The organism is Nocardia sp. CA-128927 (genome assembly GCF_050955855.1).
Lineage (GTDB): Bacteria > Actinomycetota > Actinomycetes > Mycobacteriales > Mycobacteriaceae > Nocardia.
The window spans coordinates 3,589,526-3,611,178 of record NZ_CP192087.1; the positions used below are offsets into that span (position 1 = coordinate 3,589,526).

At 67.6% G+C, this 21,653-nt stretch carries 22 protein-coding genes; 17 read left to right on the forward strand and 5 right to left on the reverse strand.

The genetic code is table 11. From position 1 onward, the window contains the following. Nucleotides 1-17: 17 nt before the first annotated feature. Both ACQPW1_RS16965 and ACQPW1_RS16970 read right to left on the reverse strand, forming a co-directional pair. The gene (locus tag ACQPW1_RS16965; protein WP_433663656.1) at nt 18-632 is read right to left on the reverse strand and encodes a TetR/AcrR family transcriptional regulator; all 615 of its coding nucleotides are present in this window, start codon (nt 630-632) and stop codon (nt 18-20) included. Nucleotides 633-727: 95 nt separating this feature from the next. Beyond that, complete coding sequence (locus ACQPW1_RS16970; protein ID WP_433663657.1) at nt 728-1,069, reverse strand: DUF1844 domain-containing protein; 342 nt, start codon at nt 1,067-1,069, stop codon at nt 728-730. Between the two features lie 368 nt (nt 1,070-1,437). Here ACQPW1_RS16970 and infC point away from each other — a divergent pair, with 368 nt between their 5' ends. The 6 genes from infC (at nt 1,438) to pheT (ending at nt 7,555) form a co-directional block, all read left to right on the forward strand. Next, a complete protein-coding gene (gene infC, locus ACQPW1_RS16975; RefSeq protein WP_433663658.1) occupies nt 1,438-2,151 on the forward strand; it encodes a translation initiation factor IF-3 in 714 nt (237 codons plus the stop codon). Nucleotides 2,152-2,209: 58 nt separating this feature from the next. Then, the gene (gene rpmI / locus ACQPW1_RS16980) at nt 2,210-2,404 is read left to right on the forward strand and encodes a 50S ribosomal protein L35 (protein ID WP_135236040.1); all 195 of its coding nucleotides are present in this window, start codon (nt 2,210-2,212) and stop codon (nt 2,402-2,404) included. A 168-nt stretch (nt 2,405-2,572) separates the two neighbouring features. Continuing rightward, nucleotides 2,573-2,953 (forward strand): 50S ribosomal protein L20, encoded by a 381-nt coding sequence (gene rplT / locus ACQPW1_RS16985; RefSeq protein ID WP_396990048.1) that lies wholly within the window; start codon nt 2,573-2,575, stop codon nt 2,951-2,953. Between the two features lie 38 nt (nt 2,954-2,991). Further along, a complete protein-coding gene (locus tag ACQPW1_RS16990) occupies nt 2,992-3,786 on the forward strand; it encodes a TrmH family RNA methyltransferase (RefSeq protein WP_433663659.1) in 795 nt (264 codons plus the stop codon). Nucleotides 3,787-3,955: 169 nt separating this feature from the next. Next, the gene (gene pheS, locus ACQPW1_RS16995) at nt 3,956-5,017 is read left to right on the forward strand and encodes a phenylalanine--tRNA ligase subunit alpha (protein ID WP_433663660.1); all 1,062 of its coding nucleotides are present in this window, start codon (nt 3,956-3,958) and stop codon (nt 5,015-5,017) included. A gap of 33 nt (nt 5,018-5,050) precedes the next feature. Further along, nucleotides 5,051-7,555: a phenylalanine--tRNA ligase subunit beta gene (gene pheT / locus ACQPW1_RS17000; protein WP_433663661.1), complete on the forward strand. Its 2,505-nt coding sequence runs from the start codon at nt 5,051-5,053 to the stop codon at nt 7,553-7,555. Nucleotides 7,556-7,711: 156 nt separating this feature from the next. Here pheT and ACQPW1_RS17005 read toward each other — a convergent pair whose 3' ends face one another. Both ACQPW1_RS17005 and ACQPW1_RS17010 read right to left on the reverse strand, forming a co-directional pair. Further along, the gene (locus ACQPW1_RS17005) at nt 7,712-8,083 is read right to left on the reverse strand and encodes a hypothetical protein (protein WP_433663662.1); all 372 of its coding nucleotides are present in this window, start codon (nt 8,081-8,083) and stop codon (nt 7,712-7,714) included. Between the two features lie 138 nt (nt 8,084-8,221). Then, a complete protein-coding gene (locus tag ACQPW1_RS17010; protein WP_433663663.1) occupies nt 8,222-8,797 on the reverse strand; it encodes a hypothetical protein in 576 nt (191 codons plus the stop codon). A gap of 14 nt (nt 8,798-8,811) precedes the next feature. Between ACQPW1_RS17010 and ACQPW1_RS17015 the strand changes: the two genes are divergently transcribed. The 10 genes from ACQPW1_RS17015 (at nt 8,812) to ACQPW1_RS17060 (ending at nt 18,142) form a co-directional block, all read left to right on the forward strand. Then, a complete protein-coding gene (locus ACQPW1_RS17015) occupies nt 8,812-9,288 on the forward strand; it encodes a MarR family winged helix-turn-helix transcriptional regulator (protein ID WP_433663664.1) in 477 nt (158 codons plus the stop codon). A 34-nt stretch (nt 9,289-9,322) separates the two neighbouring features. Further along, on the forward strand, nt 9,323-10,093 hold the full coding sequence (locus tag ACQPW1_RS17020; RefSeq protein WP_433663665.1) for an alpha/beta hydrolase: 771 nt from the start codon (nt 9,323-9,325) through the stop codon (nt 10,091-10,093). A gap of 9 nt (nt 10,094-10,102) precedes the next feature. Further along, nucleotides 10,103-10,621, forward strand: coding sequence for a hypothetical protein (locus tag ACQPW1_RS17025; RefSeq protein ID WP_433663666.1), 519 nt, complete (start codon nt 10,103-10,105; stop codon nt 10,619-10,621). A gap of 45 nt (nt 10,622-10,666) precedes the next feature. Further along, the gene (locus ACQPW1_RS17030) at nt 10,667-11,689 is read left to right on the forward strand and encodes a hypothetical protein (protein ID WP_433663667.1); all 1,023 of its coding nucleotides are present in this window, start codon (nt 10,667-10,669) and stop codon (nt 11,687-11,689) included. Between the two features lie 476 nt (nt 11,690-12,165). Beyond that, a complete protein-coding gene (locus ACQPW1_RS17035; RefSeq protein WP_433663668.1) occupies nt 12,166-14,871 on the forward strand; it encodes a nitrate- and nitrite sensing domain-containing protein in 2,706 nt (901 codons plus the stop codon). Next, complete coding sequence (locus ACQPW1_RS17040) at nt 14,868-15,296, forward strand: roadblock/LC7 domain-containing protein (protein WP_223885746.1); 429 nt, start codon at nt 14,868-14,870, stop codon at nt 15,294-15,296. The genes ACQPW1_RS17035 and ACQPW1_RS17040 overlap by 4 nt, the downstream gene beginning before the upstream one ends. After that, entirely contained in the window at nt 15,293-15,739 is a 447-nt protein-coding gene (locus tag ACQPW1_RS17045) for a DUF742 domain-containing protein (RefSeq protein ID WP_150407629.1), read from the forward strand. The genes ACQPW1_RS17040 and ACQPW1_RS17045 overlap by 4 nt, the downstream gene beginning before the upstream one ends. A gap of 25 nt (nt 15,740-15,764) precedes the next feature. Then, on the forward strand, nt 15,765-16,328 hold the full coding sequence (locus ACQPW1_RS17050) for a GTP-binding protein (protein WP_433665265.1): 564 nt from the start codon (nt 15,765-15,767) through the stop codon (nt 16,326-16,328). An 85-nt stretch (nt 16,329-16,413) separates the two neighbouring features. After that, entirely contained in the window at nt 16,414-16,971 is a 558-nt protein-coding gene (locus tag ACQPW1_RS17055) for a sugar O-acetyltransferase (protein ID WP_364737694.1), read from the forward strand. Nucleotides 16,972-17,002: 31 nt separating this feature from the next. Then, nucleotides 17,003-18,142 carry an AAA family ATPase gene (locus ACQPW1_RS17060; protein WP_433663669.1) on the forward strand — a complete coding sequence of 380 codons (1,140 nt, stop codon included), beginning with the start codon at nt 17,003-17,005 and terminating at the stop codon, nt 18,140-18,142. Between the two features lie 60 nt (nt 18,143-18,202). Here ACQPW1_RS17060 and ACQPW1_RS17065 read toward each other — a convergent pair whose 3' ends face one another. Then, a complete protein-coding gene (locus ACQPW1_RS17065) occupies nt 18,203-18,700 on the reverse strand; it encodes a nitroreductase/quinone reductase family protein (RefSeq protein ID WP_433663670.1) in 498 nt (165 codons plus the stop codon). Nucleotides 18,701-18,802: 102 nt separating this feature from the next. On the opposite strand from ACQPW1_RS17065, the gene ppc reads away from it, so the two are divergent. Next, nucleotides 18,803-21,574 carry a phosphoenolpyruvate carboxylase gene (ppc, locus tag ACQPW1_RS17070; RefSeq protein ID WP_433663671.1) on the forward strand — a complete coding sequence of 924 codons (2,772 nt, stop codon included), beginning with the start codon at nt 18,803-18,805 and terminating at the stop codon, nt 21,572-21,574. Nucleotides 21,575-21,653: the final 79 nt, after the last annotated feature.

A 21,653-nucleotide genomic window follows, 5' to 3' on the forward strand; every position in this document is an offset into this window, starting at 1 on the left:
GTGTGAGCGGCGCTGAGTCAGCGCGGAGGTTCGGGTAGCCCCGCGGCCACTTCGGCGAGGGCGCGACGGAACAGGGTGGTGATGTGGACCGGCGGATCGGCATTGGCGTACGCCACCATGACCGCTTCGGCGATGGTGGCGATCGTGCCGGTGACCAGGCGCGGATAGATATCGCGCAGCGGGTCGGTGCCGGTGCGTTCGGCGATCAGCTCGAGCCAATCGTCGGAGATCTCTTTGGACATGGCGTGCCGCAGCTCCGGCGCGTTGAACAGCTTCCGGATCTCGGCCAGTTGCTGCGGACTCGGCAGGGTGAACTGGGTGCCATCGTCCTCCAGCGGCTCGAGCATCGCGGCGGTGAGCGCGGTCCAGAGCGGTTCATCGGCCGGACGATCCCGGAATATCGCGAGACTGCGCCGGATGCGCATTGACTGCCGGTAGACGATCGCGTCGTGCTTGCCGGTGAAGTAGTTGTTGAACGTGCGCACCGATACCCCGGCGCGCGCCGCGATGTCCTCGCGGGTGACGTTCTCCATGCCACGCTCGAAGGCGAGTTCCAGCGCCGCGGTGCTCAACGCCATGCGGGTGTCGAGCTTCTTGCGTTCGCGCAGTCCGAGCACTTCTTCATCCGGCATGACCAAAGACTACCGAAAAAACGTGCCCGGTGGGCAAGTTTTCCCACCGGGCAAGATTCGGAACAGTGCAGGGCGAGGTCAGCGCCGAAAATGAATCAGAAGACCGGACCGGTGTACTTCTCGCCCGGCCCCTTGCCCGGTTCATCCGGATGCGCCGACGACTCCCGGAACGCGCGCTGCAACGACTGCAACCCCTCCCGAATCGGCCCCGCGTGCGGCCCGAGGTACTCGACGGAAGCCGTGACCAGCCCGGCCAGCGCGGTGATCACTCGGCGCGCCTCGTCCAGATCGCGCCGCGTGCTGGTCTCCGGATCCTCGTCCGCGAGCCCGAGCTTCTCCGCCGCCGAACTCATCAGCATCACCGCGGCCCGGCTGATCACCTCGACCGCGGGGATGTCGGCCAGTTCGCGCACGGAGTTGTCGAGCTCTTCTGTCATGCTCATCAGGCTAGCGACGCGACCTCCGGCCACTGGAGTCGGCCGAGTTCGACGCGCGGTCGCCGGGCCGATTCGGCGATAGCCGAACGCAATGTTAGACTTTTCGCTGACGACCGCCCCTGGTTGTGTCTTCTTCCAAGATTTCGAGCCTGGGGCTGATAAGTGGAGCCCGACTCCCACCGTTGCCGACGAGCGATCGTCAGGTCAAACGGTCCGGTCACCCGCCTTCTCGAAGGCGGGTTTCTTGTGCCGGGGTTCTCTCGCGAGAGCCACGCACAAGATCGCACGCCAGGCTTTGGCATGCGCTGATCGGTCGACTCGGGCCCCGAAGCGGAATACCGCTCCGGGGCTTTCGTGTTGAAAAGGGGTTGCAGTTATTGCGTGCGGTCGTCCTGACGACACCGCTTGACCTAGGAGGCCCCATCAGCACTGAGACCCGCATCAACGATCGCATCCGTGTTCCCGAGGTCCGGCTCATCGGACCCAGCGGCGAGCAGGTTGGGATCGTGCGTGTTGAAGATGCACTACGCGTCGCCATGGAGGCAGATCTCGATCTCGTCGAGGTCGCTCCGGATGCACGTCCGCCGGTCTGCAAGATCATGGACTACGGCAAGTTCAAGTACGAGACGGCGCAGAAGGCGCGCGAGTCTCGGAAGAACCAGGTGCAGACCGTGATCAAGGAGCAGAAGCTCCGCCCGAAGATCGACGACCACGACTACGCGACCAAGAGGGGCCATGTCATGCGCTTCCTCGAGGCCGGGTCGAAGGTCAAGGTCACCATCATGTTCCGTGGACGTGAGCAGTCCAGGCCCGAACTGGGCTACCGACTGCTGCAGCGTCTCGCGGCGGACGTGGCTGACTTGGGGTTCGTCGAAACCTCGGCCAAGCAGGACGGTCGCAACATGACCATGGTCCTCGCGCCCCACAAGGGTGCGAAGACGCGTGTGAAGGCACAGCAGGAGTCCGCAGCTCCGCGGCAGCAGCAGCCCGCTGCGCAGCCGAGCCCCGCGCCCGCTGAGGCCGTCGCCGCAGACAGCACGCCCGCCGCGGCTCCGGCCGAGCAGGCCGACCCGCCGCAGTAATACCGATAAGAGCCGGCGGTCCGCAAGGGCCGCCGGGACGAGACAGATAGAGGAATCCATGCCGAAGATGAAGAGCCACAGCGGCGCCTCGAAGCGATTCAAGGTGTCGGGCCGAGGCAAGCTGCTTCGCCAGCAGGCGAACCGTCGCCACCTGCTCGAGCACAAGTCGTCCCGCCGGACTCGTCGTCTGGATGGCACGGAGGCCGTCGCGTCCGTCGACGTCCCGCGCGTGAAGAGGCTGCTCGGTCTCTGAGAGACCTACCCGTAGCGATTGCTTGCAGATCGCTCGAAAGGGCCAGCGATTGCTTGCCGGTCGCTCGAAAGAGCCCGTAAGCAAACCGCGTTCCGGATTCCGGACGCCGACCAACTGACAAACTCCGGGTGCCCGCATGCGCCCCCTAGATCGACAAAGGACTGACCCATGGCACGCGTCAAAAGGGCCGTCAACGCTCAGAAGAAGCGTCGTTCCATCCTCGAGGCCTCCAAGGGCTACCGCGGCCAGCGTTCGCGCCTGTACCGCAAGGCCAAGGAACAGCAGCTGCACTCGCTCACCTACGCGTACCGGGACCGCCGGGCGCGCAAGGGTGACTTCCGCAAGCTGTGGATCGCCCGCATCAACGCCGCGGCGCGTCTGAACGACATCACCTACAACCGTTTCATCCAGGGCCTGAAGGCCGCGGGTGTCGAGGTGGATCGCAAGATCCTCGCCGAGCTCGCCGTCTCCGACGCCGATGCGTTCGCCGGTCTCGTCGCGATCGCCAAGGCCGCCCTGCCGCAGGACGTCAACGCGCCTGCCGCGTAAGTCACCGGGTGACAAGCGAATATCTTTCGGAACGACCCGTGGAAGCGCTCTCGGAGCGCAATCCACGGGTCGTTTCCGCTGTCAAGCTGCAGCGCGGTGCACAGCGCCGGAAGACCGGGCTGTTCCTCGCCGAAGGCGCCAATTCCGTTGCCGCCGCGCTGGATACCGGGCGGGTGCAGGAGCTGTTCTACTCCGCCGGTGCCGCGGCCCGCGAGCACGAGCTGGTCGCAGGCGCCGCCGGGATGGGCGTGCGCACCACGCTCGTCAGCGACCGCGCCGCTCAGCAGCTCGGTGAAACCGTCACCGCGCCGGGGCTTGTCGCGGTGTGCGAACTGATCGACGTGCCGTTGGCCGACGTGCTCGCCGCGCAGCCGCGGATGCTCGCCGTACCGGTCGAGATGGCCGAGCCCGGCAACGCCGGAACCTTGATCCGCGTCGCCGATTCGGTCGGTGTCGACGGGGTGGTGCTGGCCGGTGACTCGGTCGACCCGCACAACGGCAAATGCGTGCGTGCCAGCGCGGGCAGCCTGTTCCACGTCCCGATCGCCCGGCACCGCGACGTCGGCGAAACACTGGACGCCCTCGCGGCGGCTGGCATCACCATCCTGGCGACCGCCGCGAACGGCGAAATCGACCTCGACGACGCCGACGAACTCTTCGCCGGACCGGTCGCCTGGCTGTTCGGCAACGAGGCGCACGGCCTGGATCCCGCAGTCGCGCAGCGCGCCGACCACCGCATCCGCATCCCGATCCGCGGCCGCGCGGAAAGCCTGAACCTGGCCACCGCGGCAGCCATCTGCCTGTACGCGAATTCGCGCGTGCGCTACGCGTGACCGGCGTCGCACCGGCACCATCGATATCCAGCGCAATCGGGTTGCCACCCGTAGACCGGGAATCCGCGTGAATCGGATAAGACGCATCCAATAGGATTCCACCAGCAGCAATGTGGGTAGGGAACGAGCCGTACCCGCGAACCGATCCCCAGGGGAGAGTCGAACCATCGTGGCCGACGACAACGACGCAGTCGAGCAGAACGCGACGCTGACCGAGGAGGCACTGGCCGCCGCCGCGGCGGCCGCCGAGAAGGCGTTCGCCGCTGCCGCCGACCTGGATGCGCTCGCGGTCGCGAAAACCGAGCACCTCGGCGGCAAGGCCGCGCTCGCGCTGGCCCAGCGCGCACTGGGCAGCATCCCCAAGACGGAGAAGGCCGACGCCGGTAAGCGGGTCAATGTCGCGCGCGCCCGGGTGTCCGAGGCGTTCGACGCCCGCCGCGCGGCGCTGCTCGCCGAGCGTGACGCGGCGGTACTGGTCGCCGAGACGATCGACGTGACGCTGCCCGCCTGCAGGCACCCGTTCGGCGCCCGGCATCCGATCACCGTCATCTCCGAGCAGGTCGCCGACGTGTTCGTGGGGATGGGCTGGGAGGTCGCCGAGGGTCCCGAGGTGGAGACCGAACACTTCAACTTCGACGCGCTCAACTTCCTGCCCGACCACCCGGCCCGCACCATGCAGGACACCTTCCACATCGCGCCCGAAGGCTCGCGCCAGGTGCTGCGCACGCACACCTCCCCGGTGCAGGTGCGCTCGCTGCTGTCCCGCGAGCTGCCGATCTACGTGGTCTGCCCCGGCCGCACCTTCCGCACCGACGAGCTCGACGCCACGCACACCCCGGTGTTCTCCCAGGTGGAGGGGCTGGCCGTGGACAAGGGCCTGACCATGGCGCACCTGCGCGGCACCCTGGACGCGTTCGCGCGGGCGCTGTTCGGTCCCGAGACGCGAACCAGGATGCGCCCCAACTACTTTCCGTTCACCGAACCCTCCGCCGAGGTCGACGTCTGGTTCGCGGACAAGAAGGGCGGCGCGGGCTGGGTCGAGTGGGGCGGCTGCGGCATGGTGAACCCGAAGGTGCTGATCGCCAGCGGGATCGATCCCGAGGTGTACAGCGGGTTCGCGTTCGGCATGGGCCTGGAGCGGACGCTGCAGTTCCGCAACGGCATCCCGGACATGCGGGACATCGTCGAGGGCGATGTGCGTTTCACGCTGCCCTTCGGCATCCGGTCCTGACCCCACCCTTCGATCGAGAGAGCGAAACGTCAAGTGCGAGTAGCGCAGTCCTGGCTGACCGACATCATCCAGCGCACCAACCCCGACTGGTCGGTGACGCCGGAGGAACTCGACGCGGGCTTCGTCCGGGTCGGACTGGAAGTCGAAGAGGTCGACAAGCTCGAGCGGATCTCCGGCGACATCGACAAGCCGCTGGTCGTCGGCCGCGTCGCCGAGATCACCGAGCTGACCGAGTTCAAGAAGCCGATCCGGTTCTGCAAAGTCGACGTCGGCAATCCTGATCTTCAGGAAATTGTCTGCGGCGCAACGAACTTCGCCGTCGGCGATCTCGTCGTCGTGGTGCTGCCCGGCGGCGTGCTGCCCGGTGGATTCGCCATCTCCTCGCGCAAGACCTACGGGCACGTCTCCAACGGCATGATCTGCTCGGTCGCCGAACTCGGCATCGGCAAGGATCACGCGGGCATCCTGGTGCTGGAGCCGGGCACCGCCGAGCCGGGCGCGGACGCGAACGAGCTGCTCGGCCTGGACGATACGATCATCGAGCTGAGCATCACCCCGGACCGCGGCTACTGCTTCTCGATGCGCGGCCTGGCCCGTGAACTGTGCTGCGGGTTCGACCTGGACTACGCCGATCCCGCCGTGCGCACCCTGCCGGACGACGAGCAGGACGCCTGGTCGATCCGCCTCGAACCCGACGCCAAGTGCACCCGCTTCGCCGCGCGCCGAGTCACCGGCCTTGATCCGAACGCGGTGAGCCCCTGGTGGTTACAGCGCAGGCTGCTGCTCGCCGGCGTGCGCCCGATCTCCCCGGCCGTCGACGTCACCAACTACGTCATGCTCGAACTGGGCCAGCCGCTGCACGCCTTCGACGCCGCCAAGGTGAACGGCGACCTGGTCGTGCGCACCGCCGATAAGGGCGAGACGCTGCGCACCCTCGACGAGGTCGAGCGCACCCTCGACGCCGACGACGTGGTGATCGCCGACGACTCCGGCGTCGTCTCGCTGGCCGGCGTGATGGGCGGCGCGACCACCGAGGTCGGCGCCGACTCGACCGACATCCTGCTGGAAGCCGCCACCTGGAACCCGCTGCTCGTCTACCGGACCTCGCGCAGGCACAAGCTGGTCTCCGAGGCGGGCAAGCGGTACGAGCGGGTGGTCGACCCGGAGATCAACGTGATCGCGCTCGACCGCGCCGCCACCCTGCTCGCCGAGATCGCCGGTGGCACTGTCGAACCCGCGCTCACCGATGTCCGCGTCCCGGTGCCGTCCGCGCCGCCGATCCGGATGGATATCGACCGAGCCGACCGGGTCGCAGGTGTCGTCTACCCGACCGGCACCTCCGCGCGCCGCTTGGCCCAGATCGGCTGCACCGTCGAGGTCGCCGTCGACGAGACCACCGGGCACGGTCAGCTCGCGGTCACCCCGCCGAGCTGGCGGCCGGACCTCGCGCAGCCCGCGGACCTGGTCGAAGAGGTACTGCGGCTGGAGGGGCTCGAGCAGATCCCGTCCGTGCTGCCCACCGCGCCCGCCGGGCGTGGTCTCACCGCCACTCAGCGGCGTCGCCGCGCGGTCGGCCGGGCGCTGGCGCTGGCCGGTGCCGTCGAGGTGCCCGCGTCGATCTTCATGTCCGGCAACGTCTTCGACACTTGGGGCCTGGACGCCGACGACCCGCGCCGGAACACCACCCGGGTGCTGAACCCCCTGGACGCCGAGCGCGCAGAGCTGGCCACCACTCTGCTGCCCGCACTGCTGGAAGTGGCCGCCCGCAACATCTCTCGCGGCGCCCGCGACCTCACCATCTACGGCATCGCGCAGGTGGTGCTGCCCGGCGACAACGTCCACCCGGTCGACGCACTGCCGGTCGACCGTCGGCCCACCGACGACCAGATCGCCGATCTGCTCGATTCGCTGCCCGCCCAGCCCGTGCACGTCGCGGCCGTCCTCACCGGCCGCCGCGAACCGCGTGGGCCGTGGGGGCCGGGCCGCCAGGCCGAGGCCGCCGACGCGTTCGCGCTGGCCGACGCGGTGGCCGACGCGGCGGGCGTGACGCTCGAACGCCGCCCCGCCGCCCACCTGCCGTGGCATCCGGGTCGCTGCGCCGAACTGGTGGTTGACGGCAACGTTGTCGGCTACGCGGGCGAACTGCACCCCGCCGTGCTGGAACGTTCCGGCTTGCCCCCGCGCACCTGCGCCGTCGAACTCGACCTCGACGCCCTGCCGCTGCTCGAATCCTACCCAGCCCCAACGATTTCCCCGTTCCCGGCGGTGCTGCAGGACGTCTCGGTCAGCGTCGAGAAGACCATCCCCGCAGCCTCCGTGGAATCGGCCCTGCGCACCGGCGGCGGCGAGCTCCTCGAAGACATCGCCCTGTTCGACGTCTACGAGGGCACCCAGGCAGGCGAGGGCCGCAAGTCCCTCACCTACGCCCTGCGCTTCCGCGCCACCGACCGCACACTCACCGAGGACGAAGCGAGCGCCGCCCGCGACGCCGCAGTAGCCGCCGCAGCGGATGCGGTAGGCGCGGTCCTGCGCGGATAATCGCCCGCCGCGCACGAATTAGTCTGCCGCGCACGAAATTATAGGCGATTTCGTGCGCGGCAGCATGGGACGTGCGCGGCAGGAGGTGGGGTGTGGCCTACACGGCATCAGGCCCGGAAGCGGAGGCTTCCGGGCCTGATTCAGGTAGCGGGTTGGTTAGCTCGTCTTCTTGCACGCCTCGTCGAGGGCCGACATGGCGTTCTGCAGCTCCTGGTCGTTGAGCACGCCACCGAGTTCCGCGTCCGGTGCCGAGGCCGCCTTGTTCATGTAGGGCACGGCGCCCGAGATCGCGGTCTTCACCGCGCCCTCATCGGCATTGGCAGCGGCGGCGTCCAACTTCCCGGCGGCGGTGCCGAACGCAGCCTTCACCTCGGTCGCCGCTCCGGCACCGCTGGCGTTGGACGCGTTGATCCCGGCGGTCAGCTCGTTCGCCGCCGCGCTGACGGACGCACACGTGTCCGCATCGCTGACGGCACCTGCGGGTCCAGCGGCGGCGGTGAAGCCGGCGAGCGCCGCCACGAGAGTCACAGTCGCGAGAATCGTTGTCCGCATAGAAGAAGTTCCCTTTCGTCGGTTGACAATCCCCGCCCTGTATACCCGTTCCGACAGCGCCCGAAGCGGCCCGTTTTCCGGCGAGTCGCGGAGCAGGACGGTCGTGCAATTCGGTCAGGCAGGTTCGGGGAGCACCCGCTGATCGGCCACCGACGTGCGCTCGACCGCAGGTTTCTTGGTGGCGGTAGCGACCATCGCGGCACCCGCCGCGAGGACCGGAACCGCGTATCCGGACATCGCGGCGAACCCCAGCGAAGTCCACATCGCCAGCATGAATATCAAGAGCAGTCCCGTGGTGTACGCAGCCGTGATTCGGGGGACCACTCCGACAACGAGCGCCGCGCCGAGCACGAGTTCGAGAATCGTCGCCACGATCGCGACGGGGGAGGCGAGTTCGCTGACGAACGTGGGCAACAACGTTCGCGTGTAGTCGACGAAGGCGTCGAACGATCCCCAGGAGACACCTGCGTCGCCAGGTGCGCCGACGAGCCCGAAGCGGTCGGCCACCGATCCGAGCAGCAGCAGTCCGAGCACGACTCGCACGACGATGCGCATCACGTGGAAGCGGCCGAGCGTCACAGCGTGAATCGCCACGATCGCGACGGCGGTCGCGGTGATCCAGCCGAGCGATCCGTCGAAGAACAGCAGCCAGCCCAGTTCGGTGATCAGTGCGGCGCAGGCAAAACCCACGCCTTACTAATCCGTTGGTCGATCGACCGGCGCCACTGGGAAACCTGCTGTCCGCAGCGGCGCGGACCTTGGCGGCCGAACTGGACGCGGGCATCGCCGCGGCCGGATTCGATGACGTGCGCGCGGCACACGCCCCGGTCTTCCAGCTGATCGAACCGGACGGCACCCGGCTGACCGCCCTCGCCGAGCGAGCCGGAATGACCAAGCAGGCGATGGGCGAGCTGGTGCGCCACCTCGAAGGGCGCGGTTACGTGGAGGTCGACGTCGATCCGGCCGATCGACGGGCCAAGCTTGTCCGCCTGACCACGCGCGGCTGGGCCGTCGTCGACGCGGGCGTCGCGGTGGTCGAGCGTTTCGATCGACACCTGGACAAGGTTGTCGGCGCGGACGAGGTGGCCCGGCTGCGCGGCGCGCTGCTGGGCATAATCGGCGGCGCGGGCTCCAGCTACGCAACCGAAGCGCAGCGCGCGAGAGTCATGCGGGTCGAGTGACCAAAAGGGCCCGGGGAGGGGTAAGAACGACATCATGCGACACCCGGCCAGTCCGATACTGAACGCGTTGACCTATCTGCCGGATCGGCAGATCCTGCAGACGCCCGCCATCCTCGGCATGCGATACACCGATCTGTCGATCAGCACGGCAGACGGGGAGACACTGCACGGCTGGTGGGTGCAGGCGCCGAAGTCGATCGGGCACATTCTGTTCGCGCACGGCAACGCGGGCAATATCGGCGATCGGGTCGCCTTGTTCGCGCTGCTCGTCGAGGCCGGGTTCGATGTGCTCGCGTTCGACTATCGCGGCTACGGGCAGAGCACCGGGCGACCCACCGAGCACGGCACCTACCTGGACGCGCGGGCGGCCCGGCGCGTGCTGCTCGAACAATCCGGTGTCGATCCGAATCGGGTTCTCTACCTGGGGAAGTCGCTGGGCGGCGGCGTCATGCTCGAACTCGCTCTCGCGCATCCGCCCGCCGGACTGATGCTGATGTCGACCTTCTCCGGCCTGCGCGACGCCGCCAGATCCGTCTATCCGTTCCTGCCGCGGCCCTTCGTCCCCGACGCGTACCCGAGCGAAAAGCGGATCCGCAGCCTGCGCGCCCCGGTGCTGATCATGCACGGCGACCAGGACGAACTCCTGCCGCTACGGCACGCCGAACGCCTGTATGCCGCCGCCCGCGAACCGAAACAGCTGAAGGTTTTCCCGGGCGCGGGCCACAACGATCTGATCATGGTGGGCGGCTCGACGTGGTTCGAGCTGGTGCGTGACTGGGCCGGTGCCATCGTCGGGCCTGCGTAGCCTGGTGATATGACTGAAAACAGCGAGATCGCGGCCCGTTTGGCGGCGCTGCCGGACGGTGAATTGGTCGGCGTGCTGCTGGTCGCCACCGCCGAGCGCCCCGGATTCGAGGTCGTGCACGCCGCCCTGCTAGGGCTCCTCGAAACCGGTAATGCGACCACGGTCGGCGGTGTGACTCCTACCACGATGCCCACGTCGGTGCATGACGCGCCGCCGCTGCACGACGTATCCGGCCAGGTCGGGGGCACCTCTGCGGTACCCGCGGTACCGGTACCGCCGACCGGTATCCCGGCACCGACTGAGACAGGTGGATATTCAACTTCCGGTGTCCCTACTTGGGGGTCAGTTCGCGATAAGGTCGAGCAGCGCTTCGGCACCGCACAGGGGATGGGCGAGCTCGATCAGCAGACCCCGGCGGGCCGCAGCGCTGACGAGCAATGGGACGCGCGTGAGAAGGCGGCGCGTGAACGCCTGGATCAGATACGGAAGTCGTTGCGCGGCAACGATTCCGAAACACAGGGGCCGTAATCTGGCCGGGCGCACCGTACTACGACTGTGATGGGTGGAAACACGATGACGGAGCCGCGCGAGATTGCTGAACGGCTACTCGATGCCCAAGTGGAATTCGTGCTCGCCGAGGTCACCGGCGACCGGTTCGCGGAGGTGGTCGCCCGCGATGTCGAGTCGGTGCTGGGTGTCGCGGACACCTTGATCTTCCGCGACATCGTCGAGATCGATCAGGCCAAGCAGGCCGTCGCGACCATCATCGACCTGATCGGCGGCAGCCCGGTCATCGCCGACATGGTGGGTGTTTTCGCCGATTCGATCTACGACCACATCGCGAACAACAACGACCACACCCTCGGCCAGGTGGTCGACCGCGAACCGGTCGAGGCGCTGCTGGAGAAGATCTTCGGCATGCACCAGGCGCAGGAGCGCATCCTGGACCGGCTCACCGAGAGCCCGCTGGTCGCCACTGTCGCGTCGAAGTTCGTCGACAAGTTGATCTCCGACTTCATGGAGGCGAACAAGCAAATCGCCGGCAAGATCCCCGGTGTCTCCTCGCTGATCTCCATGGGGCAGTCCGCGGCCAAGACCGCGAAGAAGGCGACCGAGAGCACCTTCATCGGCGACATGGCAGGCAAGGGTGCGGTTTTCGCGCTCAAGCGCACCAACAACGCGATCCGCGAAATGCTGCGCGACGCACCGGTGCACGACGCCGCCATGGAATTCTGGGATCTGCACGCCGACGAGCCGGTCAGCGGCCTGCGCGATTATCTGTCGCAGAAGGACCTGAACGAGTTGGTCTTGATCTGCTACGAAATCGCGGTCACCACTCGGGAGAAGGAATACTTCGGTCTGCTCGTCGACGAATGTGTCGAGGTGTTCTTCACGAAGTACGGCGATTACACCCTGGCGGCCATGCTGCCGGAGCTCGGTCTGTCCGCCGATGACATCGCCACCGAGATCCTGCGCTACGGCCCCGCGGTCATCGAGGGCGCGAAGCGAAACGGCGTGCTGGCCAAGTTGATTCGGGAGCGGCTGGAGCCGTTCTACACCTCCGAGAAGGTACTCGCGATTCTCGGCGGCGAGTAGCCTGTTCCGACGCTTGCTGGGCGGTTGCCGACCATCGGCAGCCCCCGGCGTGCACGGTGCCGTCGCGCCGGGGGAGCGGCCGTCGCTCGAGGTGCGCGGAGGGCAACGACTCGGCTACGATCCGAAGGCATTTCGGGCCGGCGCCCGGATGCCGACTGATCGTCTGCGATGTTTCACCCGACCCCGCTGGGGTTATGAGTTCTCCTACAACCTTGAACCACCTTTCTGTCCCAAACTGGACAGTTGGTAGCAACAGGTTGCAGCGCAGCTTGAAAAGTATGAACAAAGTTCCCTATATGGGGTTCTCGAGTTGACGCCGGACCGGGCATATGGGATTTTGCTCGGAGACTTTCCGTGCGCTCGTCGTGGAGCTGTCACGGCCGGCTTTTCGGAGGAGTAGCAGGTTGGTGCGTTCACGTCTACGGCAACCAAAGCCCGGGGACACACCGGATCTCGTTATAGCGGTTCCTCCGGCGTTGCCCAGTGGGAGAATTTCGGCCATCGTCCGGCCGCGCACCATCGGTGGTCAGCTGACCCGAATTCTGGCGCTCGCGCTGATTTTGGTGCTCGGGTTGCTGGGAGTCACTGTCTTCCGCGAACTTTCGGACTACCGAGAGTCCAACGACACGGTGAAGTCCGTGTCGCTGGCGCTGAATGTGCAGGACCTCACCAACCAGATCCAGCGTGAGCTCGGTCTGAGCAACGGCCTGCTCGGCGGCGACAACCGCCTGCAGCAGCCACTGCTCGACCAGCGCGGCAAGGTCGACGCGGCGCTCGCCGCGATCACCAGCGCCGCCGCCGGTGACGCGCCCGGCGCCGATCAGGTGCGGTCCGCGCTCGGCCAGCTGAATCTGCTGGCGAACACGCGAACGCAGATCGACTCGCGCCGCGTCAGCAGGCAGGTCGTTTTCCAGTTCTACACCGACGGCGTCACCGCGCTGAACCGCCTCGCGCTCGGCCTCGACCAGGCGCGCGACCCGCAGATCCAGCGTGGTCTGCAGGCCTTGTACGCGCTCGGCGCGGCCAAGGAGGAGGTCGACAAGGAGCGAGGCTTCCTCAACGGCGTCTTCACCGCGGGCCGCTTCAACGGCGGTGAGTACGTGCAGTTCATGGAGATTCGCTCCACCAAGCTCGCGGGCTTCACCGCGTTCTCCCGGTACGCGACCAAGAGCCAGCAGGCCAAGCTGGACGCCGCGATGTTGAGCGACAACGCCACCAAGGCGGACCAGTCGGAGACCATCGCGATCGCTTCCAGCGATGGACCGATGGTGCGCGAGGTCGACCCGATGACCTGGTGGACGCAGATGTCCAGCGTCCTCGACGAACAGCGCACCGTGCAGCAGGCCGTCGGCGACGACGTGCAGGCCCGCGCGGACAGCCTCCGCGCTGCCGCCGCGACCAAGCTGATCGCCTTCCTCGTCGTCTCGGCCATCGCCATTGCCGCCATGATCGTGCTGGTGATCACCTCGGTGCGCGCCATCGTGCGCCCGCTGGCCGCGTTGGCCGGCGAGGCCGACGACGTGGCCACCCGCCGCCTGCCTCAGGTCATCGAGGCCTGGTCGCGGGCGGACGACAGCCGACCCGAGGCGCCGATGCCGGTGCTGGCGCCCGCGGGTGCGAGTACCGAAATCGCCGCTGTGGCAGGCGCGCTGGACCGCGTGCAGACCACCGCCTTCGAGCTCGCCTCGCAGCAGGCGCTGGTGCGCCGCAACACCACTGAGTCGATGGCCAACCTGGCCAGGCGCAACCAGAACCTGGTGCGCCGCCAGCTCGGCCTGATCAGTGAGTTCGAACGCGAGGAACTCGATCCCAAGGGTCTGTCCAACCTGTTCGAGCTCGACCACCTGGCCACCCGCATGCGCCGCAACGCCGAAAGCTTGCTGGTGCTCGTCGGTGAGGCGAGCCCGCGTCGATGGGCTCAGCCGATCGCGTTGAGCGACGTGATCCGCGCCGGTCTGTCCGAGGTCGACGACTACCGCCGGGTGGTGCTGCGCCGGGTGGACGATGTGATGATCACCGGCGCGGTGGTCAGCGAGCTCGCGCACATGCTGGCCGAGCTGATCGAGAACGGACTCGCCTTCTCCCCACCGGATCTCGAGGTCGAGATCTACGGACGCCGGGTGCCGCACGGCTACCTGCTGGCCGTCGTCGACCACGGTGTCGGCATGCCGATGGACCAGCTGGCCCAGTCCAACGCCAGGCTGCGCGGTGAACAGGACTTCATCGTCGCGCCGACCCGCTACCTCGGCCACTACGTGGTCGGTCGGCTGGCCGAGCGGCTCGGCATCGACGTCGAGCTGAACGTCTCGCCGGTCAGCGGCATCGTCGCGCGGATGTCACTGCCGCTGGAAATCCTTGTGCAGGAACAGGATCGACGACCCGCCGCGGTGCAGGCCAAGATCTCCGGTACCGGGCTGGAGCGGTCCTGGGGCGCCGACTCGGAGTCGAACAGCGTGCCCGAACTGGAGCCGGCGCCGAACGCCAACGGCGCCATGACTTCTCCCGCCGTGATCCGCGGCAACACCCCGCCGGAGGCGATCCCGCCGAGCCCGCGCGGTCCCGCGCACGCGGCACCACAGGGCGAGCACAATGGTGCGGGCCGTCAAGCCGAGGGTCCATGGACGGCGGGGCAGCGGGCGGTACCGCGCAACGATCAGTACACCGGTCCGCAGCATGCCGCGTCGAGCGCCCCCGCGCCCTCCGCGTACTCCCAGTTCGTGTCCCCGCCAACGGTTTCCACGCCTCCGGCGGCCCCACCGCCGCCGGACAACACGTCGAGTCGGTTGACCGATACCGGTACGTGGCGGCTGCCGGATTCCCCGGACGGCCACTACGGCGTGGCCGAAAGCCTTTACAGCGGCAACGGATCGGCGTCGACTGGATCGGCACCGCGCACCACGCGTAACGGACTTGTCAAGCGCAACAAGAAGTCTCGCACCGCGGGCACAGCGCCGGGCACCGAGCCGCGACGTGACACGAACGGCGCTACGGAACGTCCGGATCGGGCGCCGATTCCGGAACGCTCGCCGGACGAAACCCGTAGCATGCTTTCGTCGTTCCGGGCCGGACACGAGCGCGGCGCCCCGCCGCCGCCGTCGACCACCCGTCCCTATGTCGGTGCCCGCGACCACGACATCCGCACCGACGATCAGGCTCAGACCATCGCAGAGGAGAACCGGTGACCACTCACTTGCCGAGCGCCGACCCGCACACGTTCAACTGGATGCTCGCCAACTTCGTCCGGGAAACCGACGGAGTCCGCGACACCGTGGCGGTCTCCTCGGACGGACTGCTCATCGCGATGTCGGATGGTCTGGACCGCACTTCCGCCGACCGGCTTTCCGCCATGGTGTCCGGTCTGGCCAGCCTCGCCAAGAGTGCGTCGCGCAGTTACTCGTTCGACGGACTCAAACTGATCATGATCGAGATGAAGCGGGGCTTCCTGCTCGTCTCGGCTATGGGTGACGGCAGCTGCCTCGGCGTAATCGCCGATGGCAGTTGCGATGTCGGCCTTGTCGGCTACGAAATGGCCGTGCTGGCCGAACGCGCCGGATCGCTCCTTGATCCGACGTTGATTTCCGAGTTGCGAGAGACGTTGCGAAGATGAGAGATCCTGACCGGCCGAGGCTGCCGGACCCGCGGATGATCCCGATGAATCAGATGTTCGGGTGGTTCGATCCGGACCGCCCCGGCCAACAACAACCACCGGCCGAAGAACTTGTCGACAGTGATGAACAGTTTGTGCGTCCCTTTGTCGTCACCGCGGGGCGCACTACGCCGTTGATGGACGGTTTGCGCATCGAAACACTGGTGCAGGCACCGCCTTCGGCGCTCTCGGCACCGCTGCAATTCGAGCAGCGCACCGTGGTGCAGCTGTGCCAGCAGCCGCATTCCATCGCCGAAATCGGTACCGCGCTGCGCGTTCCGGTCGGTGTCGCGAAGGTCGTCGTGAGCGACCTCGTCGCCGGGGGCTACGCGACGGTGCGCGAGGCCGATCAACTGTCCACAGCTGCCATCGAGAGGATCAGGGACCTTGTACGGGCACTCTGACGTGAACACTCCGCCACCACCGACGATGCCGTCCTCGGTGAAGATCGTGATCAGCGGCGGATTCGGTGTCGGTAAAACAACTTTCATCGGCGCGATCTCCGAGATCGAGCCGCTGGTCACCGAGGCGGCGATGACCGAGGTGGCGATCGGCATCGACGATCCGGGCCGGCGCGCGGAGAAGACGCAGACCACGGTCGCGCTCGACTTCGGCCGAATCACGTTGGACCGCTCGCTGATTCTGTACCTGTTCGGCACGCCTGGCCAGGACCGGTTCGTCTTCCTGTGGGACGACCTGGTCGACGGCGCGCTCGGCGCGGTGATCATGGTGGACACCAGCCGGATCGGCGACTGCTACCCGGTACTGGACTACTTCGAGGAGAAGCAGACGCCATTCGTGGTGGTGGTCAACCGCTTCGACAACGGCATGCACTTCGACCTCGGTGAGGTGCGCGAGGCACTGGAGCTGGACGACTGGATCCCGGTCCTGGAATGCGATGCGCGCGACCGTGAATCGGTCAAGGACGTCCTCGTCGCCCTCCTGGAGCAGGTGCTGTTCCACCGGCTATCGGTGCAGGGTCTGCCTGCCTGACGAGCTCCATCGAACGGGACTTGATGACGGCAGCCGCCGAGAGCGGGCCGGGGTCAGGTCCCGTTCGGCGTCTAGGGTGGCGGGGGTGGGTGAGCAGAAGGAGCGGATGCTCCGCGGGGAGTTGTATCGGGACAATGATCCCGAGTTGGAGGCCGAGCGGGAACGGGCGCAGCGACTGTGCGACGAGTTCAATCGCAGCGAGGCCGCGGATCGTGCGGGGCGCGAAGCGACACTGCGGGAGTTGCTCGGGAAGTTCGGGGAGGGATCGTGGATCAGGCCACGGTTCCAGTGCGACTACGGGTATCTGATCGAAATCGGGACGAACAGCTTCCTGAATTTCGATGCCATCCTGCTGGATTGCGCGCCGATCAGCATCGGCAACGACGTGTCGATCGGCCCGCGCTGCCAGTTGCTGACCGCACTGCACCCGATGGAAGACCACGAGCTGCGCAGACAGCGCTGGGAAACGGCCGCGCCGATCCGGATCGGGAACAACGTGTGGTTCGGGGGAGGCGTGATCGTGTGCCCCGGCGTTACCGTCGGCGACGACACGGTGGTCGGCGCGGGGAGTGTGGTCACCCGAGACCTGCCACCGAAGGTGTTCGCGGCGGGAAATCCGGCACGGGTGATCCGCGAGCTGTAGCCGTGTCATAGCCGATAGTTAGCCTGGGGGCATGTTGCGGACTCTGGCTATCGAGAACTACCGGTCGTTGCGGCAGCTGGCGATGCCGCTGGGGCAGCTCAACGTGGTGACCGGGGCCAATGGCAGCGGCAAGTCCAGCCTGTATCGGACGCTGCGGCTGCTGGCGGACTTCTCCCGCAACGGAGCCATCGCCGCGTTGGCCCGCGAAGGCGGGGTTGCGTCCGCGTTGTGGGCGGGTCAAGGCGGCATGGGCGACGGAACGTCCAAGGGTGACTCGCTTGGCGTGCGGGTCGGGTTCGCCGGGGAAGACTTCGGTTACGCCGCCGAGCTGGGCATGCCGGTGCCCGATGCCACCTCGATGTTCAACCTCGATCCGGTGATCAAAGCCGAGGCGGTCTGGGCCGGGCCGGTGCTGCGCCCTTCCACCTTGCTGGCGGAACGCGGCGGCCCGGTGGTGCGACTACGCGACGACGACGGCGGCTGGGCGATGGTGCCGCACACCCTGCAACCGTTCGACAGCATGCTCAGCGAACTGGCCGACCCGCAGAGCGCGCCGGATCTACTGGTCCTGCGCGAACGCATCCGCTCCTGGCGGTTCTACGACCATCTCCGCACCGACGCCGACGCACCCGCCCGATCGCCACAGGTAGGCACCCGCACGACGGTCCTCGGACACGACGGCGCGGACCTGGCCGCGGCCCTGCAAACCATCCGCGAGATCGGCGACGCGCACATCCTCGCCCAAGCGGTCGACCGTGCGTTCCCCGGCAGCGAGGTCGAAATCATCGACCGCGACGGCAGATTCGAGCTCGCGCTCTACCAGCGCGGCCTGGTGCGTCCGCTGGGCGGCGCCGAACTGTCCGACGGCACCCTGCGCTACCTGCTCCTGGTGGCCGCCCTGCTGACCCCGCGCCCACCCGAACTCCTGGTCCTCAACGAGCCCGAAACCAGCCTGCATCCCGAACTGCTCGCCCCGCTCGCCGAACTCATCGCCACCGTCTCCGAGAACACCCAGGTCGTGGTCGTGACCCACGCGCAACCCCTGGTCACCGCGCTGACGGCGAGCGCGGCGGAACTGCACACCATCGAGCTGGTCAAGGAGAACGGCGCGACCACGATCGCGGGGCAGGGCAGGCTCGACCAACCGCCCTGGTATTGGCCGAAACGCTAGAAAGCCGAGCTACTCGGCTGAGTCACTCGAAACTCGTTGACCCCCTGGACTTCTCAGGGGTCAACTGGTGCGGGTCAACACCGCGATCGGCAGCTTGCGTGACGTGAGTGCCTGGTAGGTCTGGAAATCCGGGTACTGGGCTACCAGCTTGCGCCAGTAGCCGGTGTACTCGGCGGGATCGGTGATCACCCGTGCGATCACCGGCCAGCTTTCCCGGCCGATCCGCGCCTGCCCGCCGCCGGCGGCCACCAGATTGCCCCACCAGGCCGGTGGTTTCGGGTTGCCGCCGTACGACCCGGTGACCAGTAGATCGTCGCCGTCGCGAACCAGCATCAAGATCACCGGGCGCGGCTCGCCCGACTTGCGTCCGGGCACGGTCAGCTGGAATACCGGGCGGCCCATGAACTTTCCGAGCACCGTGCCGTTGAATCGTTGATACACCGCGTTGTGCAGGCGGCTCTGCCAGCGACTGATCGTGGTCAGCCGAGTGCTGCCGAAATGCGCGAATCGGCCGCTGAGCGTGAGCGAGCCCGGGTTGTCGGGTGAGTTCTCGACCATGGTCGTCCTCATCTGCGATGCGGCGCGGTTCGATGGCCCGCGGCGACACGGTGTGGGCGGCGTCGCATACCAACGGGGGCCGGACGGCAATACTGTCTGATCATGGGTGAATCGACGAGCGAAACGCAACACGACGCCATCCGGCCGCTACGCGACGACATCCGATTTCTCGGCGGTGTCCTCGGCGACACCATCCGTGATCACGAGGGTCCCGAGGTGTTCGACCTCATCGAGCGGGTGCGCATCGAGGCCTTCCGGGTGCGTCGGGCCGAGGTCGACCGCAGCGCGGTCGCCGAGATGCTGGACGGCGTCGACATCGCGGTGGCGCTGCCGCTGATCCGCGCGTTCAGCTACTTCGTGCTGCTGGCCAACCTGGCCGAGGACATCCAGCGCGATCGGCGCCGCAAGGCGCACGAGGCGGCCGGTGAGCCGCCGCAGGATTCGTCGCTGGCCGCCACCTATCGCAAGCTCGACGCGGCGGCGCTGAACGGCGCCGAGGTCGCCGACCTGCTGGCCGACGCGCTGGTGTCGCCGGTGATCACCGCCCACCCGACCGAGACCCGCCGCCGTACCGTCTTCGACGGGCAGACCCGGATCACCGAGCTGATGCGGCTGCGGCAGCGTTTCACCGAAACCGAGCGGGAGCGCACCGAATTCGAGCAGCAGATCCGTCGGCAGGTGCTCGGCCTGTGGCGTACCGCGCTGATCCGGTTGCAGCGCTTGCGGATCCAGGACGAGATCTCGGTGGGCCTGCGCTACTACGAGATCACCCTGTTCGACGTGATCCCGGCGATCAATGCCGAGGTGCGCGCGGCGTTGCGCTCGCGCTGGCCCGGCGCCGAACTGCTGCCGCGCCCGATCCTGCGGCCCGGCTCCTGGATCGGCGGCGACCGCGACGGAAACCCTTACGTGACAGCGGATGTGGTGCGCCAGGCCGGACATCAGGCGGCGACCGTCGCCTTCTCCCGGTATCTGCGCGAACTCGTGGAATTGGAAAAGGCGCTGGCCCTTTCGGCGCGGCTCGTTCAAGTGACACCCGAGGTCGCCACCCTCGCCGCCGCCGGATACCCCGATCCGGCCACCCACGCCGACGAACCGTATCGCCGTGCGCTGCACACCATTCGAGGCAGACTGACCGCAACCGCGCAACGGGCGCTCGGTGAAATCCCGCCCGACGGACTCGATGTCGGCGCGGAACCGTACCCGACACCGCAGGCGGTGCTCGACGACCTCGACGCGGTGGACGCCTCGCTGCGTGCCAGCGGCGACGACCTGCTCGCCGACGACCGCCTCGCCGCCCTGCGGCACGCGATCGAGACCTTCGGCTTCCACCTGCAGGGCCTGGACATGCGGCAGAACTCGGAGATCCACGAACAGGTCGTCGCCGAGCTACTGGCCTGGGCCGGTGTGCATTCGGACTACGCGAGCCTGTCCGAACACGAGCGCGTCGAGCTGCTCGCCGAGGAACTGCGCACCCGGCGCCCGCTGCTCGGCCCGCACGCCAAACTGAGCGAGCTGGCCCGTAAAGAGGTCGACATCGTCTGTGCTGCAAGCGATGTCGTGGACACTTTCGGCACCGAAGCGGTACCCAACTACATCATCAGCATGTGCACCTCGGTCAGCGACATGCTGGAGGCGGCGCTGCTGCTGAAGGAGGGTGGGCTGCTCGATCCCGGCGAGCCGGACGGGCCACCGCACTGCTCGGTGGGCATCGTTCCGCTGTTCGAGACGATCGAGGACCTCGGCGCGGGCGCGGCGACACTGGCTGCCGCACTGGATGTTCCGGTGTATCGAGACCTGGTCGTGGCGCGCGGGATGCGTCAAGAAGTGATGCTCGGCTACTCGGATTCGAACAAGGACGGCGGGTACCTGGCCGCGAACTGGGCGCTCTACCGGGCCGAACTCGATCTCGTGGAGGTCGCGCGCAAGTCCGGAATTCGATTGCGGCTCTTCCACGGTCGCGGCGGCACCGTCGGTCGCGGCGGTGGCCGCAGCTACGACGCCATCTTGGCCCAGCCTGCGGGTGCCGTGCGCGGCTCGCTGCGGCTGACCGAGCAGGGCGAGGTGATCGCCGCCAAGTACGCGGAACCCGGTGCGGCCCACCGCAATCTGGAATCGCTCATCGCGGGCACGCTGGAGTCGACGTTGCTCGACGTGGAGGGCCTCGGTGTGGACGCGGAGCCGTCCTACGAGCTGATGGACGAGCTCGCCGACCGGGCCCGCGCGGCGTACTCACGGCTGGTGCACGAAATACCGGGATTCGTCGAGTATTTCCGCCAGTCCACTCCGGTGGCCGAGGTCGGCGATCTGAACATCGGCAGCAGGCCCGCCTCCCGCAAACCGACGAACTCGGTGTCGGACCTGCGCGCCATCCCGTGGGTGATGTCCTGGAGTCAGGCCAGGGTGATGCTGCCCGGCTGGTACGGCACCGGCACCGCGCTGGAGGAATGGATCGGCGGCGACCCCGAACGCCTTGCGACACTGACCGATCTGTATCAGCGCTGGCCGTTCCTGCGCACCGTGCTGTCGAACCTGGCGCAGGTGATGGCCAAGAGCGACCTCGACATCGCCGCCCGCTACGCCGAGCTGGTCGAGGACGCGGCACTGCGGGAGCAGATCTTCGGGATGATCCGCGACGAGCACGCCAGGACCATCCGGATGCACGCCGCGATCACCGGCAACGACCACCTGCTCGCCGACAACCCGTCCCTGGCCGAGTCGATCCACAACCGCTTCCCGTACCTGGAGCCGCTGAACCAGATGCAGGTCGAGCTGCTGCGCAGACTGCGCGCGGGCGATGACTCGGAGCTCGTCAAGCGCGGCATCCTGCTGACGATGAACGGCCTCGCCACCGCACTACGCAACTCCGGCTAAGCCGCACACCTTCAGACGTCGCGCACACCGACTTGCCGCGCTGACACGCGTGCGTGTGTCAGAAGGGGTGCGGCTGCGG

Excerpts from the sequence above, each read along its gene's own strand:
- ppc (WP_433663671.1), top strand. The coding sequence starts at position 18,803 with ATGGGTGAATCGACGAGCGAAACGCAACACGACGCCATCCGGCCGCTA.
- ACQPW1_RS17050 (WP_433665265.1), top strand. The coding sequence starts at position 15,765 with ATGCCGTCCTCGGTGAAGATCGTGATCAGCGGCGGATTCGGTGTCGGT.
- ACQPW1_RS16965 (WP_433663656.1), bottom strand. The coding sequence starts at position 632 with ATGCCGGATGAAGAAGTGCTCGGACTGCGCGAACGCAAGAAGCTCGAC.
- ACQPW1_RS17025 (WP_433663666.1), top strand. The coding sequence starts at position 10,103 with ATGACTGAAAACAGCGAGATCGCGGCCCGTTTGGCGGCGCTGCCGGAC.
- ACQPW1_RS17045 (WP_150407629.1), top strand. The coding sequence starts at position 15,293 with ATGAGAGATCCTGACCGGCCGAGGCTGCCGGACCCGCGGATGATCCCG.
- ACQPW1_RS17020 (WP_433663665.1), top strand. The coding sequence starts at position 9,323 with ATGCGACACCCGGCCAGTCCGATACTGAACGCGTTGACCTATCTGCCG.
- rpmI (WP_135236040.1), top strand. The coding sequence starts at position 2,210 with ATGCCGAAGATGAAGAGCCACAGCGGCGCCTCGAAGCGATTCAAGGTG.
- ACQPW1_RS16970 (WP_433663657.1), bottom strand. The coding sequence starts at position 1,069 with ATGACAGAAGAGCTCGACAACTCCGTGCGCGAACTGGCCGACATCCCC.
- ACQPW1_RS17030 (WP_433663667.1), top strand. The coding sequence starts at position 10,667 with ATGACGGAGCCGCGCGAGATTGCTGAACGGCTACTCGATGCCCAAGTG.
- ACQPW1_RS17065 (WP_433663670.1), bottom strand. The coding sequence starts at position 18,700 with ATGGTCGAGAACTCACCCGACAACCCGGGCTCGCTCACGCTCAGCGGC.
- rplT (WP_396990048.1), top strand. The coding sequence starts at position 2,573 with ATGGCACGCGTCAAAAGGGCCGTCAACGCTCAGAAGAAGCGTCGTTCC.
- ACQPW1_RS17060 (WP_433663669.1), top strand. The coding sequence starts at position 17,003 with ATGTTGCGGACTCTGGCTATCGAGAACTACCGGTCGTTGCGGCAGCTG.